This window comes from Pseudomonas neuropathica, from assembly GCF_015461835.1.
Classification (GTDB): domain Bacteria; phylum Pseudomonadota; class Gammaproteobacteria; order Pseudomonadales; family Pseudomonadaceae; genus Aquipseudomonas; species Aquipseudomonas neuropathica.
Window position 1 is genome coordinate 88310 of the sequence record NZ_JACOPX010000013.1, and the last position, 14393, is coordinate 102702.

The 14393-nt window shown below is 59.6% G+C and carries 14 protein-coding genes; 8 read left to right on the plus strand and 6 right to left on the minus strand.

The genetic code is table 11. From position 1 onward, the window contains the following. Positions 1 to 95 precede the first annotated feature (95 nt). The 8 genes from amaA (at position 96) to H8F23_RS19720 (ending at position 9606) form a co-directional block, all read left to right on the plus strand. On the plus strand, positions 96 to 1379 hold the full coding sequence (gene amaA, locus H8F23_RS19685) for an L-pipecolate oxidase (protein ID WP_093430195.1): 1284 nt from the start codon (positions 96 to 98) through the stop codon (positions 1377 to 1379). 368 nt (positions 1380 to 1747) lie between these two features. Next, positions 1748 to 2881 (plus strand): ABC transporter substrate-binding protein, encoded by a 1134-nt coding sequence (locus tag H8F23_RS19690; protein WP_007915892.1) that lies wholly within the window; start codon positions 1748 to 1750, stop codon positions 2879 to 2881. 239 nt (positions 2882 to 3120) lie between these two features. Further along, positions 3121 to 4035: an ABC transporter permease subunit gene (locus H8F23_RS19695; protein ID WP_007915894.1), complete on the plus strand. Its 915-nt coding sequence runs from the start codon at positions 3121 to 3123 to the stop codon at positions 4033 to 4035. Between the two features lie 3 nt (positions 4036 to 4038). Next, complete coding sequence (gene livM, locus H8F23_RS19700) at positions 4039 to 5340, plus strand: high-affinity branched-chain amino acid ABC transporter permease LivM (protein WP_194935490.1); 1302 nt, start codon at positions 4039 to 4041, stop codon at positions 5338 to 5340. Then, positions 5337 to 6209, plus strand: coding sequence for an ABC transporter ATP-binding protein (locus tag H8F23_RS19705; protein WP_016985385.1), 873 nt, complete (start codon positions 5337 to 5339; stop codon positions 6207 to 6209). The genes livM and H8F23_RS19705 overlap by 4 nt, the downstream gene beginning before the upstream one ends. Continuing rightward, positions 6206 to 6922 (plus strand): ABC transporter ATP-binding protein, encoded by a 717-nt coding sequence (locus H8F23_RS19710; protein ID WP_007915900.1) that lies wholly within the window; start codon positions 6206 to 6208, stop codon positions 6920 to 6922. The genes H8F23_RS19705 and H8F23_RS19710 overlap by 4 nt, the downstream gene beginning before the upstream one ends. Before the next feature lie 839 nt (positions 6923 to 7761). Then, positions 7762 to 8526, plus strand: a complete 765-nt coding sequence (locus H8F23_RS19715; protein WP_093430198.1) for an SDR family oxidoreductase — start codon at positions 7762 to 7764, stop codon at positions 8524 to 8526. 174 nt (positions 8527 to 8700) lie between these two features. Further along, the gene (locus tag H8F23_RS19720) at positions 8701 to 9606 is read left to right on the plus strand and encodes a cation diffusion facilitator family transporter (protein ID WP_194935491.1); all 906 of its coding nucleotides are present in this window, start codon (positions 8701 to 8703) and stop codon (positions 9604 to 9606) included. A 109-nt stretch (positions 9607 to 9715) separates the two neighbouring features. On the opposite strand, the gene H8F23_RS19725 is transcribed toward H8F23_RS19720, so the two are convergent. The 6 genes from H8F23_RS19725 to H8F23_RS19750 form a co-directional block, all read right to left on the minus strand. Then, positions 9716 to 10849 (minus strand): AGE family epimerase/isomerase, encoded by a 1134-nt coding sequence (locus tag H8F23_RS19725; protein ID WP_194935492.1) that lies wholly within the window; start codon positions 10847 to 10849, stop codon positions 9716 to 9718. Between the two features lie 180 nt (positions 10850 to 11029). Next, positions 11030 to 11602, minus strand: a complete 573-nt coding sequence (locus tag H8F23_RS19730; protein WP_194935493.1) for a HupE/UreJ family protein — start codon at positions 11600 to 11602, stop codon at positions 11030 to 11032. 27 nt (positions 11603 to 11629) lie between these two features. Continuing rightward, complete coding sequence (gene ureG / locus H8F23_RS19735; protein ID WP_077570691.1) at positions 11630 to 12244, minus strand: urease accessory protein UreG; 615 nt, start codon at positions 12242 to 12244, stop codon at positions 11630 to 11632. An 11-nt stretch (positions 12245 to 12255) separates the two neighbouring features. Beyond that, the gene (locus tag H8F23_RS19740; RefSeq protein ID WP_194935494.1) at positions 12256 to 12930 is read right to left on the minus strand and encodes an urease accessory protein UreF; all 675 of its coding nucleotides are present in this window, start codon (positions 12928 to 12930) and stop codon (positions 12256 to 12258) included. Next, the gene (ureE, locus tag H8F23_RS19745) at positions 12927 to 13427 is read right to left on the minus strand and encodes an urease accessory protein UreE (RefSeq protein ID WP_187678569.1); all 501 of its coding nucleotides are present in this window, start codon (positions 13425 to 13427) and stop codon (positions 12927 to 12929) included. Before ureE ends, H8F23_RS19740 begins: the two co-directional genes overlap by 4 nt. 300 nt (positions 13428 to 13727) lie before the next feature. Beyond that, positions 13728 to 14360, minus strand: coding sequence for a TetR family transcriptional regulator (locus H8F23_RS19750; RefSeq protein WP_194935495.1), 633 nt, complete (start codon positions 14358 to 14360; stop codon positions 13728 to 13730). Positions 14361 to 14393 lie beyond the last annotated feature (33 nt).

The window sequence follows — 14393 nt, forward strand, 5'->3', positions numbered from 1 at the left end:
TGCGGTTGGCTGCGGTTTTGTAGGAGCTGCCGAAGGCTGCGATCTTTTGGTGGCCCTGCAAGCGCATTTGGTTAGGTTTCTGTTGGAGTCTGGCAATGCCGTTACGCGAAGAATGTCTGTGGGAAAAGCTCACGCCGCAAAGGCCGGATAACACCGCGCTGCGGGGCGAAGTAAAGGTCGATGTCTGCGTGATCGGCGCCGGGTTCACCGGATTGTCGGCGGCGCTGCATCTGTTGGAAAAAGGCAAAAGCGTCTGCGTGCTGGAAGCGCATCGCGCCGGTCATGGCGGTTCCGGGCGCAACGTCGGGCTGGTCAACGCCGGCCTGTGGATTCCGCCGGACGAGATCGAGGCCGGGTTTGGCGAAGCGGTCGGCAGCCAGCTCAACCGCATGCTCGGAGCGGCGCCGGCGCTGGTGTTCAGCCTTGTGGATAAGTACAACATCGATTGCCAGTTGCGCCGTGAAGGCACCCTGCACATGGCGCACAACGCCAAGGGCGAGGCGGATCTGCGCAGTCGCGAGCAGCAATGGAAGCGCCGTGGTGCGCCAGTCGAACTGCTGACCGGCAAGGCCTGCGAGCAAGCCACCGGCACGCAAAAAATCGCCGCTGCGTTGCTCGATCGTCGCGCCGGCACGCTCAACCCAATGGCTTATGTCACCGGGCTGGCCAACGCAGTGAGCGGACTCGGCGGGCAAATGTTCGATCATTCCCCAGTCTCTCGCCTTGAGCGTCAGGGCGCGAAATGGTCGGTGCAGACCGAACACGGTTCGGTACTGGCCGAGCAAGTGGTCATCGCTTCCAACGCCTACACCGAAGGCGACTGGACCGAACTCAAGCGCAACTTCTTCCCCGGTTACTACTATCAGGTCGCTTCGGTGCCGCTGAGTGAAGACGCCGCGCAGGCAATTCTCCCGGGCGGGCAGGGCTCGTGGGATACGCGTCAGGTGTTGAGCAGCATCCGCCGTGACAAAGAAGGGCGGTTATTGCTCGGCAGCCTGGGCAACGGCAATCAAAAACCGACCTGGTTTCTCAAGGCCTGGGCCGATCGCGTGCAGCAGCATTATTTCCCCAATCTGAAACCGGTCGAGTGGGAATGCACCTGGACCGGGCGTATCGCTTTTACGCCAGATCACCTCATGCGCCTGTTCGAGCCGGCGCCGGGGCTGGTGGCCGTCACCGGTTACAACGGCCGTGGCGTCACCACCGGCACCGTGGTCGGCAAGGCTTTCGCTGATTACCTGTGTAACGGAAATCCTCAAGCCCTGCCGATTCCCTTCGCACCGATGCAGCCCCTGACCGGTGTGGGCTTGCGCAGTTGTCTGTACGAGGCCGGGTTCTCGCTGTATCACGCGGGCCAGTGCCTGCGCATTGTGATTTGAGTGTTGAAATATGTTGCCGGACGCGGCGCTTTTTCACGTAGCGACTAGCCTGTAATGGTGCGGGTTGTAGCAGTCCCGCACCAGCAGTGTGCAGTTCGGTGACGCGGGCTGTTACAGGCTGGTTGCACGTCGTTTGGCGCCGCGGTTGCAATGATGGCGCGTGCGGGTTGCGCCTGAAAAAATAAATGGTTTCACCTTCCGCGGTTTAGACGGTTGCACGCCCAATGAAAATGGGAACGAAACAGTCGAAATAACAAGAAAGCAGCGACTTTTTGAAGAATAAAAAACCGATGGCACGGCCCTTGCTCAGAGCAATCAGTGAAGTGAAGTCGCAGTGCCAACTAAAAAAAACCTTGGAGCACCACCTCATGTCCCAGACGTTTTACAAGAAAGGCTTTCTGGCCCTCGCAGTGGCTACTGCGTTGGGTGTTTCTGCGTTTGCTCAAGCTGATGTGAAAATCGGTGTAGCGGGTCCAATGACGGGCGCCAACGCGGCATTTGGCGAGCAGTACATGAAGGGTGCACAGGCAGCGGCTGACGCAGTCAATGCGGCAGGCGGCGTCAACGGGGAGAAAATCGTACTGGTCAAGGGCGATGACGCCTGCGAACCGAAGCAGGCCGTGACGGTCGCCAAGGACCTCACCAACCAGAAAGTCGCCGGCGTGGTCGGTCATTTCTGCTCCTCTTCGACCATTCCAGCGTCGGAAATCTACGACGAAGCCGGGATCATCGCGATCACCCCGGGGTCGACCAACCCACAAGTCACCGAGCGCGGCCTCAGCGCCATGTTCCGTATGTGCGGGCGTGACGACCAGCAAGGTATCGTGGCCGGCGACTACATCGTCGACGTGCTCAAGGGCAAGAAAGTTGTCGTACTGCACGACAAAGACACCTACGGCCAAGGCCTGGCGGATGCCACCAAAGCCCAACTGGTCAAGCGCGGCGTGACGCCTGTGTTGTACGAAGGCCTGACCCGTGGCGAAAAAGACTTCAGCACCATCGTTACCAAGATCCGTGGCGCTGGCGCCGACGTCGTCTACTTCGGCGGTCTGCACCCGGAAGCCGGCCCGCTGGTTCGCCAACTGCGTGAACAAGGCCTGAAAGACGTCAAGTTCATGTCCGATGACGGCATCGTGACGGACGAACTGGTGACCACCGCCGGTGGCCCGCAATTCGTCGACGGCGTGCTGATGACCTTCGGCGCCGACCCACGTCTGCTGCCAGACAGCAAGACCGTGGTAGATGCTTTCCGCAAGGCCGGTACCGAGCCTGAAGGCTACACCCTGTACGCCTACGCTTCGGTGCAAACCCTGGCTGCCGCGTTCAACGGCGCGAAGTCCAACAAGGGCGAAGAGGCTGCGGCCTGGCTGAAGAAAAACCCGGTTAAAACCGTCATGGGTGAAAAAACCTGGGATTCCAAGGGCGACCTGAAAGTCTCCGACTACGTGGTTTACCAGTGGGACAAGGACGGCAAATATCACCAGCTGGAAAAACAGAAGTAAGGGCTGACGCGATCAGCTGATCCCACCAATCCAAAGTGGGAGCGAGCCTGCTCGCGAAGACGGAATGACTGCCAACACATGTGTTGAATGATCGACCGCTTTCGCGAGCAGGCTCGCTCCCACAGGGACGGTGTGGGATGGGCTGATCGTGGCTGACATTGCTCCGACGTAAATCTGTATTTTTCCTAGAAGAACCGCACATCACTGGTGTGCAGGTTCTCACTGCGTGAGATTGCGTTATGGATGGTATTTTCCTGCAGCAACTGGTCAACGGCCTGACCCTCGGGTCGGTCTATGGCCTGATCGCCATCGGCTACACAATGGTCTACGGCATCATCGGCATGATCAACTTCGCCCACGGCGAGGTTTACATGATTTCTGCTTACCTGGCGGCAATCAGTCTGGCTCTGCTGGCTTACTTCGGTATTGAATCCTTCCCGCTGCTGATGCTCGGCACCCTGATTTTCACCATCGTGATCACGGCGGTGTATGGCTGGGTCATCGAGCGTGTCGCTTACAAACCCCTGCGCAACTCCACCCGACTGGCACCGTTGATCAGCGCCATCGGTATCTCGCTGATCCTGCAAAACTATGCACAGATCGCCCAAGGCGCCAAACAACAGGGCGTACCTACCCTGCTGACCGGGGCGTGGCGTGTAGAAGTCGGTACCGGCTTCGTGCAACTGACCTACACCAAAGTCTTCATTCTGGTGGCCGCATTCGTCGGCATGGGCCTGCTGACCTATGTCATCAAGTACACCAAGCTCGGACGCATGTGTCGTGCGACCCAGCAAGACCGCAAGATGGCTTCGATCCTCGGCATCAATACCGATCGGGTCATTTCCTATGTGTTCATCATCGGTGCAGCCATGGCGGCGCTGGCCGGCGTGCTGATCACCATGAACTACGGCACCTTCGACTTCTATGCCGGCTTCATTATCGGCATCAAGGCGTTTACCGCAGCGGTACTCGGCGGGATCGGTTCATTGCCAGGGGCAATGCTCGGCGGGATCATCCTCGGCATCTCCGAGTCGCTGTTCTCCGGCCTGGTCAACTCCGACTACAAAGACGTGTTCAGCTTCTCGCTGCTCGTACTTGTTCTGGTCTTCCGGCCGCAGGGCCTGTTGGGCCGTCCTCTTGTGTCGAAGGTGTAAGCGATGTCTTCAACCACTCAAAAATCCATCGATATCAAAAAAAGCCTGGTTGAGGCGATTCTTGCCGGCCTGATTGCCCTGATCGTTTTCGGCCCGATTGTCGGCGTCGTGCTTGAGGGTTACAGCTTTAACCTCGAACCGACCCGCGTGGCCTGGATCATCGGCATTGTCATGATCGGCCGCTTTGCCCTCAGCCTGTTCCTGCAAACGCCCAAGGGCCTGAAAATTCTCGACGGATTCGAGAACACCGGCTCTGGTGTGCACGTGCTGCCTGCCGATCACAAATCCTCGCTGCGCTGGATCATTCCGCTGCTGATTGTGCTGGCCGTCATCGTGCCGTTTGTCTCCAACTCCTATCTGCTCGGCGTGGTCATCCTCGGGCTGATCTACGTGCTGCTGGGGCTGGGGTTGAACATCGTGGTCGGTCTGGCCGGTCTGCTCGACCTTGGTTATGTGGCGTTCTACGCCATCGGTGCCTACGGTCTGGCCTTGGGTTATCAATACCTGGGGCTGGGTTTCTGGACGGTGTTGCCGCTGGCGGCGATCACCGCGGGTCTGGCCGGTTGCATCCTCGGTTTCCCGGTGTTGCGACTGCATGGCGACTACCTGGCGATCGTGACCCTGGGCTTCGGTGAAATCATTCGTCTGATCCTCAACAACTGGTTGTCGCTGACTGGTGGCCCGAATGGCATGCCGGCGCCGCTGCCGACGTTCTTCGGTCTGGAGTTCGGCAAGCGGGCGAAGGATGGCGGGGTGCCGTTTCACGAGTTCTTCGGTATCGCCTACAACCCGGACGTGAAGTATTACTTCATCTACGCGGTGTTGTTCCTGGTGGTACTGGCCGTGCTGTACATCAAGCATCGTCTGGTGAAAATGCCGGTGGGTCGCGCTTGGGAAGCCCTGCGTGAAGATGAAATCGCCTGCCGTTCGATGGGGCTCAACCACGTGCTGGTCAAGCTCTCGGCGTTCACCATCGGTGCATCGACCGCCGGTCTGGCCGGTGTGTTCTTCGCCACCTACCAAGGCTTTGTCAACCCGACCTCGTTCACCTTCTTTGAATCGGCGTTGATCCTCGCCATCGTCGTGCTCGGCGGCATGGGCTCGACCATCGGCGTGGTGATTGCGGCATTCGTACTCACCGTCGCTCCGGAATTGCTGCGCGGCTTCGCCGAATATCGCGTGCTGCTGTTCGGCATCCTGATGGTGTTGATGATGATCTGGCGACCACGCGGGCTGATTCGCATCAGCCGGACCGGGGTCACTCCACGCAAAGGTGCCATTCACTATGAGAGGACTGCGCCATGAGTGAAGTCGTACTCTCTGTTGAAAAGCTGATGATGCATTTCGGTGGCATCAAGGCCTTGAGCGATGTCAGCCTGAAGGTCAAACGCAACTCGATCTTCGCCCTGATCGGCCCCAACGGTGCAGGCAAGACCACGGTGTTCAACTGCCTGACCGGGTTCTACAAGGCCTCCGGCGGCAAGATCGAACTCAATGTGCGCGGTCAGCAGACCAACGTCATCCAGTTGCTGGGCGAGTCGTTCAAACCGACCGATTTCGTATCGCCGAAGTCATTCCTCAGCCGTATGTACTACAAGATGTTCGGCGGTACGCATTTGGTGAACCGGGCAGGCCTGGCGCGGACGTTCCAGAACATTCGCCTGTTCAAGGAAATGTCGGTACTGGAAAACCTGCTGGTGGCCCAGCACATGTGGGTCAACCGCAACATGCTTGCCGGCATCCTCAACACCAAGGGCTACCGCAAGGCCGAAAGTGACGCGCTGGATTGCGCATTCTACTGGCTGGAGGTGGTCGATCTGGTGGACTGCGCCAACCGGCTCGCCGGTGAGCTTTCCTACGGCCAACAGCGCCGTCTGGAAATTGCCCGGGCCATGTGCACGCGGCCGCAGATCATCTGCCTCGATGAACCGGCCGCCGGCCTCAACCCTCAGGAAACCGAAGCGCTCAGCGCGATGATCCGGCTGCTGCGCGACGAGCACGATCTGACCGTGGTGCTGATCGAACACGACATGGGCATGGTTATGAGCATTTCCGACCACATCGTGGTGCTGGACCACGGCATCGTCATCGCCGAAGGCGGGCCTGAAGCGATCCGCAACGATCCGAAGGTGATCGCAGCCTATCTGGGCGCCGACGAAGAGGAGCTGGTATGACGCAACCGATCCTCGAACTCAAAGACCTCGACGTCTTCTATGGCCCGATCCAGGCGCTCAAAGGTGTTTCGCTGCAGATCAACGAAGGGGAAACCGTCAGCCTGATCGGCTCCAACGGTGCCGGCAAATCGACGTTGCTGATGTCGATCTTTGGCCAGCCACGGGCGGCGGGCGGGCAGATTCTTTATCAAGGCGTCGACATCACCCACAAGTCCTCGCACTACATCGCTTCCAACGGCATTGCGCAGTCGCCGGAAGGGCGGCGAGTGTTCCCCGACATGACCGTCGAGGAAAACCTGCTGATGGGCACCATTCCGATTGGCGACAAGTACGCCAAAGAGGACATGCAGCGCATGTTTACGCTGTTCCCACGGCTTGAAGAGCGACGTAACCAGCGGGCGATGACCATGTCTGGCGGTGAACAGCAAATGCTCGCCATTGCCCGCGCGTTGATGAGCCGACCAAAGTTGTTGCTGCTCGATGAGCCTAGCCTGGGCCTGGCGCCGATTGTGGTGAAGCAGATCTTCGCGACCCTGCGCGAATTGGCGAAAACCGGGATGACCATTTTCCTCGTCGAGCAGAACGCCAACCATGCGCTGAAGCTGTCGGACCGCGCATATGTGATGGTCAACGGCGAGATTCGCCTGACGGGCACGGGTAAAGAGTTGCTGGTGAATGAGGAGGTGCGTAACGCCTATCTGGGCGGGCACTGATTCTTCGAGGTTATGCACAGCCCCGGCGACGAAAGTCCCGGGGTTTTTTCATTCCGCAAACATACCGCACGCCTGTGTAGGAGCTGCCGAAGGCTGCGATCTTTTGATGTTGTCTTTAAAGATCAAAAGATCGCAGCCTTCGGCAGCTCCTACAGGGAATTGATCAGTGATTTCAAGTCTTGCGTGGAATTGTGGAAAACAAATTCCCCAAGCTGCCAAAGCGCGACATATAGACGCTGCAAATGGCTGTTTTTCCACAGATTTGACTTGTCCCCGTTTGCTGTGGAGCTGGCTGTGAATAACGTGGGTGTATCTGGCTGCGCGCCATGTAAACCGTGGCCTGCAAGTGTGTGGTTGTTTTTTGATCAGGCGTTTTTGCGGGGCTTGAAGTCTTTGTTGTCAACCTTTTTATAGTGTCGCGGATAGCAGCGATTCCGGGTGAACAAGCCTGTGGATAAGTCTGTGATTAAACTCTGGAAAGACTGCGCTGAGGGCCGTAATTACTGGCCTCGCGCAATCACTGCGCTGACTGCTCGGTCGTGCAAAATGCCATCTCCGGCACATCTGCCGCTTCAGGGTCAAGCAAAAAACTTTCTATTTCGCCCGCAAAGCCTTGTGTGGCGCGGCTTTGCGCGTTTCCAGTTGCCCCCGGAAACTGTGGAAGGGACTGTGGATAACATGCGTGCACATGGCTACAGGCCACGGTAGCTGTGGCGTTGGTATGTCTGGTTATTTTTTGTACAGCTTGTGGGTGTTGCCCGTGAATGCGCGGGCGGGCATGCTGCCTGCTGATTTTCTATTCCAAGGGCTGCCCTGGCGGCCGAAGCAAGGAGAACACGATGTCCAACACCCTGTTTATCACCGGCGCGACGTCCGGATTTGGTGAAGCCTGCGCCCGCCGTTTTGCCGAGGCTGGCTGGAAACTGGTGCTGACCGGCCGTCGTGAAGAACGCCTCAATGCGTTGTGCGCCGAATTGTCGAAACAGACCGAAGTGCACGGTCTGGTGCTTGATGTGCGCGATCGCAAGGCGATGGAAGCGGCGATTGCCAACCTGCCGCCGTCGTTCGCCAAGCTGCGTGGCCTGATCAACAACGCAGGTTTAGCGCTGGGCGTGGACCCGGCGCCGAAGTGCGATCTGGACGATTGGGACACCATGGTCGACACCAACGTCAAAGGCCTGATGTACGCCACCCGCTTGCTGCTGCCGCGCCTGATCGCCCATGGCCGTGGCGCCGGCATCGTTAACCTTGGCTCCATTGCTGGCAACTATCCGTATCCGGGCAGCCATGTGTATGGCGCGACCAAGGCGTTCGTTAAACAGTTCTCGCTGAACCTGCGTTGCGACTTGCAAGGCACGGGCGTGCGGGTCAGCAACATTGAGCCGGGGCTGTGCGAAAGCGAGTTCTCGCTGGTGCGTTTTGCCGGCGATCAGGAACGCTACAACGCGACTTACGCCGGTGCCGAGCCGATCCAGCCGCAGGACATTGCCGAGACGATTTTCTGGGTGATGAACGCGCCGGCGCACATCAACATCAATAGCCTGGAATTGATGCCGGTGAGCCAGACCTGGGCGGGTTTTGCCATCGAGCGGAACAAGGCTTAAGACCGCGTTGAAGCCATTCGCGAGCAAGCTCGCTCCCACAGTTGATCGCGGTCTCATGTGGGAGCGAGCTTGCTCGCGAAGGGGCCGTCACAGGCAATAAATCCCGATAAGGTAAACTCCCCTCGCAACAACCCAACCGCATCCCGCGGTTTTCAAGGTTTTCGAGGAGTCAAAGTGAGTAACCGAGGTGAGCAGGCACTGCTCAAACAATCGACCATTCTGATGTTGGCTGTGGCGATTGCCGGGATCGTCACCGGTTTTGTTTCAGGTTCCCAATCCATCCTGTTTGATGGTTTTTTCTCGCTGATCGCAACCTTCATCAAAGTCCTGATGCTGATCACGGCCAAGCTGATCGCCAAGCAAAGCAACCACCGTTTCCAGTTTGGTTTCTGGCATCTGGAGCCGATGGTGCTGCTGATCGAAGGCAGTTTCCTGATGCTGATCGCGATCTACGCGTTTCTCAACGGCGTGTTCGGCATCATCAACGGTGGCCGCGAGATCGAGTTGGGGCTGGTGATCATTTATGCGGCCGTGTTTACCGTGGTCGAGTTCGCCTACTTTTTCTACGTGCGGCACCGTAACCTCAAGCTCAAATCCAGTCTGATCCAGTTCGACAACATCAGTTGGCTGGTGGACGCGATGCTGTCCGTGGGCCTTTTGATCAGTTTCCTCGCGGCGCTGCTGCTCAAGTCGCAGGGCTATGGGCAGTGGGCGGTGTATGTCGACCCGCTGATCCTGATCGTGCTGGCCCTGACCATGTTGCCGCCGGCGTTCAAGATTCTTCGACCGGCCCTGCGTGATGTCCTGGGGATTGCCCCGGACACGCTGGATGAGCAGGTGCGACAGGTGATGGACGCGGCGAAAACCGAACACGGTTTCGACGATTACATGTCGTACGTGCAGAAGCACGGGCGGGCGCGATTTATCGAGATTCATGTGGTGTTGCCGGCGGATTATGCGCTGAGCAATGTCGGGCAACTGGATGCGTTGCGCGAAGAGATCTCGGCGAAGCTGGGCAAGCCGGATGCAGCGCGCTGGCTGACCATCAGCTTTACCGGCGACAAGAAGTGGATCGCCTAACGACCGCATAACGGCCAATCGTCGGATCGCCGCCCGGAGCAGGCTCACTCCTACATTTGGAATGCGTTCCCCTGTAGGAGTGAGCCTGCTCGCGATAGCTATTTATCCGTCAGCGAAGATATTCAGCCAGGCCGCTATAGCAAGTCGCCAGGTGATACGGCGTAGTAGAAGGCATGTCCTTGCGGCTCACCTCCCCCAACTCATCCCGGCACTCATGCCAGCCACCGGCATGCAGAAACCGCTGCTGCAACGCCTGCAACTGGCGCAGCACCACCGCTTCACTGCCCTGACGCAAGGTCAGTGCGCGCAGATATTCCGCCTGCGCCCAGATCCGCTGGGTCGAGTCTCGCGGGCGTCCATCGGTTTCCAGATCGAGCATCGCCCGTACCGCACCGGATGGCTGCACCACACCGTATTGCTCGGTGAAGGCAAATGCCCGGTCCAGTGCTGCATGCAGTTTCGAACCACGCAATAACGGCGACGATTCGAGCAGGAAATACCATTCGAACTGATGCCCCGGCTCATACCAGTTATCCACAGCCCCGAGCGGCTTCTCCATCAACACGCCATATTGCGGATCGACGAACTGCTTGTGCATGGCTGTGCATAACGCCAGCAACGCTGTCTGCGTTTGGGCATCTTCGCGCACGGCAAGGGTGGCGAGGAACGCTTCGGCCAGGTGCATCAGCGGGTTTTGCAGTGGACCGGTTTGCAGGGTGATCCAGTCCCGTTCCAGGCAGGCTTCGTACAAGCCATCGCCGGTGGCGAAGCGCCGGCCGATGATTTCCAGCGCCGCATTCAACGTCGACTCGACCAGCGGATCGCCGGATTTTGCCCAGTAATGCGCGCAGGCAAACAGGATAAAAGCGTGGGTGTAGAGATCCTTGCGCTGATCCAGCGGTTTGCCCTGGGCATCGACGCTGTAGAACCAGCCGCCATGCTCGGCATCATGAAAGTGCCGTTGCAAGGAGCGGAACAGCGCCGCCGCACGCACTTCAGCGTTATCCACAACCCCGATCAGACTGGAAAACAGATACAGCTGCCGCGCACAGGCCATCGCCCGATAGCGCTGCGGCGGCAGTGGTTGATGCGTGGCGTCCAGCGCCTCATAGGGCAGCGCCATGTCGGCGTTCCAGCCCGGGCCTTGCCAGAGCGGCACGATCACGTTGACGAAGTGCTGTTGCACAGCGCCGAACAGGGCGGTCAATTCGGGCAGGGAGGTGGAGCGAGAAGCGTGGGGCATGGGCGGACGTCGTCACGGCTGGGGCGATTGCGCGACATGGTAGCAGAGAGACCGGCATCAGAGATGCGGCGTCTGATCGGCCGCCTTCGCGAGCAAGCTCGCTCCCACAGGTTTTGTGTATGCCACAACTCCAATGTGGGAGCGAGCTTGCTCGCGAAGGGGCCAGTTCAGACAATAAAACTAGCCTGCGAGCAACCAAACACCAGTCGCCGCCGAAGCCGCACCTGCAAGGCGCACCAACGGCGCAGCAGCTTGAGGCAGGAAACGCACCACCGCATAACCAGCGGCATGCAGTGCAGCAGTCGCGGCCACAAAACCCGCCGCATACGCCCAAGGACTGCTCATGTCCGGCAGTTCCAAGCCATGCGCCACGCCATGGAACAACGCAAACAGCGCCGTCGCCGCTACTGCCATGACCAACGGCGGCCGCACCGCCAGCGCCACCGCCAGACCCAACGCCAGCACCGACGCGGCAATCCCGCTTTCCAGTGCCGGCAGTTCCAGCCCTTCGAAACCGAGCATGCCGCCGATCAGCATGGTGCCGACAAACGTGCACGGCAGCGCCCAGCGCGCGGCGCCCTGCTGCTGCGCAGCCCACAAACCGACAGCCAGCATCGCCAGCAAATGGTCGAGGCCGCCAATCGGGTGGCTGATACCGGCGACCAGGCCGCTGTCGCCATGCCCCGGGTGAGCGAAGGCCAGCGCTGGCGTCAGCAGCAGCGCCGCAGCGCCAAGAATACGTTTGAGTGTCATGGATAAGCTTCCTTGTTGAGCAGTGAATCAGGCTGCGGTCAGCAGGCCCTGGCGTTCGATGAAGGCGATGATTTGCTCAAGGCCCTGACCGGTTTTCTGGTTGCTGAAGACGAACGGCTTGCCGTTGCGCATGCGTTGGGTGTCGCTGTCCATCATCTCCAGCGAGGCGCCCACCAGTGGCGCCAGATCGATCTTGTTGATCACCAGCAGATCGGACTTGCAGATCCCCGGCCCGCCCTTACGCGGCAGCTTGTCGCCGGCCGAAACGTCGATCACGTAGATGGTCAGATCGGACAGCTCCGGGCTGAAAGTCGCCGACAGGTTGTCGCCGCCGGATTCCACCAGAATCAGATCGAGCCCCGGAAAGCGCCGGTTCAGTTGATCCACCGCTTCCAGGTTGATCGAGGCGTCCTCGCGGATCGCCGTGTGCGGACAGCCACCGGTTTCCACGCCGATGATCCGCTCCGGTGCGAGGGCTTCGTTGCGCACGAGAAAATCGGCGTCTTCGCGGGTGTAAATGTCGTTGGTGACCACGGCGAGGTTGTAGCGCTCGCGCAGAGCCAGGCACAGGGCCAGGGTCAACGCGGTTTTACCGGAACCGACCGGGCCGCCGATGCCGACGCGCAGAGGTTGTGTGTTCATGGTTGTTTCTCCTAAGAGCGGAAGAGGCGGCTGTACTGGCGCTCGTGGGCCATGCACGCCAGGGACAGGCCGAACGCGGCGCTGCCCATGTGGTCGGGATTGATTCGGCTCGCGTCCTGCTGCGCTTGTTGCAGCAGCGGCAGCAGTTCGCTGGTCAGGCGTTGGGCGGCTTGCTGGCCCAGCGGCAAGGTTTTCATCAGTACGGCGAGCTGGTTTTCCAGCCAGCTCCACAACCACGCGGCGAGGGCGTCTTGCGGGCTGATGCCCCAGGCGCGCGCGGCCAGCGCCCAGCACAGGGCCAGATGGGGTTCAGGGCATTGATCAAGAAAATCGCGGGCGGCTGCGTCGAGTTCCGGCAAACCATTGAGCAATTGTTGCAACGAATAACCCATCTGCCGGCTTTCCAGATGCAACTCGCGCGTCTCGCGGCTGGCGCGATGGCTTTCGCAGAGGATCAGCAGCTCGGCCCATCGGCCATCCGCCACCGCCTGACAATGCGCGAGCAGCAGCGGCGCTTCGAAGCGGGCGAGGTTGAGCAGCAACTGATCACTGATCCAGCGCCGGGCACTGTCCGGGTTGTTGACGCCGCCGTTATCCACAGCCATTTCCAGGCCTTGCGAATAGCTGTAGCCGCCAATCGGCAATTGCGGACTGGCCAGGCGCAGCAGCGCCCAGGCCGGATTCACAGGCGTACGCCGAACTGATGGAGTTTCGGCGCGTAGTTGAAGTCTTCGTCGCCGTGTCGAGAATGGTGATGGCCGCCGCCATAAGCGCCGTGCTCGGGCTGGAATGGCGCTTCGATCGCTTCTACCTGCGCACCAAGCTGTTCCAGCATGGCTTTGAGCACGTAGTCGTCGAGCAGACGCAGCCAGCCATCGCCGACTTGCAGGGCGACGTGGCGGTTACCCAAGTGATAGGCAGCGCGGGTCAGTTCGAAGGCGTTGGCGCAGGTGACGTGCAGCAATTGCTCGGGGCGGGCGCAGACGCGGACGATGCGGCCGTCTTCAGCTTGTAGGCATTCGCCGTCATACAGCGGCGGCTGACCGCGCTCCAAAAACAACCCGACGTCTTCGTTCTCGGCACTGAAACAGCGCAAACGGCTTTTGCTCCGCGCTTCGAAGGTCAGGTGCAACTCGGCGGCCCAGACGGGTTGAGGGTCGATTCTGCGGTGAATCACCAGCATCGGAAAGCTTCCAGCTATGGACAATACTCTGGCTAGAGCAAGGGCCTTGCCAATCGGACGAGATGTAGGAAATCCCTGTCGGAGCGTAGTGGATGTTTCAAGATGTTGCGGGAATATGGAAGGTTTTGGTGCGTGAAGATTTTTTAATGCACCAAATGGAGGCTGTGACACCGCACCTTTGTAGGAGTGAGCCTGCTCGCGATAGCGCAGTGTCAGTCAGCAAATATGTAGCTGATAAACCGCTATCGCGAGCAGGCGAAGGCCTACAGGGGACCGGATGTATCAGTAAGGAAGAGGTTGTTACTCGGTACTGCCTAGCCCTTGCCAGTGCTTGAGCCCGATGAAGATGAAGCGCAACTGCTGGGTGATCTTTGCCTGCGGCGTCAGATGCTCCGGCAGGGCTTCGACCGGCGGGTCGATGATGTCGGGGAGGGTAGCGAAGACCGATTTGACGATCAGGTCAGCCATCACGCTCAAACCGGCGGCGTCCAGGTGCTGAAGCTTGGGCATCATCGTCAGGTCGGCCGCCAGGTCGGAGCTGATGTTCTCGCGCAACCGGCCGATTGCCTGACGCACCGGCAGCGAACCGCCGTACTGTTCACGGGCGAGAAACAGGAATTGCGAGCGATTGGCGCTGACCACGTCGAGGAAGATCCGTACCGAGGCATCGATGATGCCGCCCATGACGAATTCGTTGTGGCGCACCAAGCGGATGGTTTCGCGGAAGGTCTGGCCGACTTCACTGACCAGCACCAGGCCCAGCTCATCCATATCGGCAAAATGCCGGTAGAAACCGGTGGGCACAATCCCGGCGGTTTTGGTCACTTCGCGCAGGCTCAGGCTGCCGAATCCTCGGCCGCTTTCCATGAGGTGGCGGGCAGCGTCCATCAAGGCGTTGCGGGTCTGTTGTTTCTGTTCGGCGCGGGGCAGCATCGCAGGGTGTGTTCTTTGGCAGGACAAGCGCCG

Coding starts and splice junctions, on each gene's coding strand:
- amaA (WP_093430195.1), top strand. CDS start 96: ATGCCGTTACGCGAAGAATGTCTGTGGGAAAAGCTCACGCCGCAAAGG.
- H8F23_RS19690 (WP_007915892.1), top strand. CDS start 1,748: ATGTCCCAGACGTTTTACAAGAAAGGCTTTCTGGCCCTCGCAGTGGCT.
- H8F23_RS19695 (WP_007915894.1), top strand. CDS start 3,121: ATGGATGGTATTTTCCTGCAGCAACTGGTCAACGGCCTGACCCTCGGG.
- livM (WP_194935490.1), top strand. CDS start 4,039: ATGTCTTCAACCACTCAAAAATCCATCGATATCAAAAAAAGCCTGGTT.
- H8F23_RS19705 (WP_016985385.1), top strand. CDS start 5,337: ATGAGTGAAGTCGTACTCTCTGTTGAAAAGCTGATGATGCATTTCGGT.
- H8F23_RS19710 (WP_007915900.1), top strand. CDS start 6,206: ATGACGCAACCGATCCTCGAACTCAAAGACCTCGACGTCTTCTATGGC.
- H8F23_RS19715 (WP_093430198.1), top strand. CDS start 7,762: ATGTCCAACACCCTGTTTATCACCGGCGCGACGTCCGGATTTGGTGAA.
- H8F23_RS19725 (WP_194935492.1), bottom strand. CDS start 10,849: ATGCCCCACGCTTCTCGCTCCACCTCCCTGCCCGAATTGACCGCCCTG.
- H8F23_RS19730 (WP_194935493.1), bottom strand. CDS start 11,602: ATGACACTCAAACGTATTCTTGGCGCTGCGGCGCTGCTGCTGACGCCA.
- ureG (WP_077570691.1), bottom strand. CDS start 12,244: ATGAACACACAACCTCTGCGCGTCGGCATCGGCGGCCCGGTCGGTTCC.
- ureE (WP_187678569.1), bottom strand. CDS start 13,427: ATGCTGGTGATTCACCGCAGAATCGACCCTCAACCCGTCTGGGCCGCC.
- H8F23_RS19750 (WP_194935495.1), bottom strand. CDS start 14,360: ATGCTGCCCCGCGCCGAACAGAAACAACAGACCCGCAACGCCTTGATG.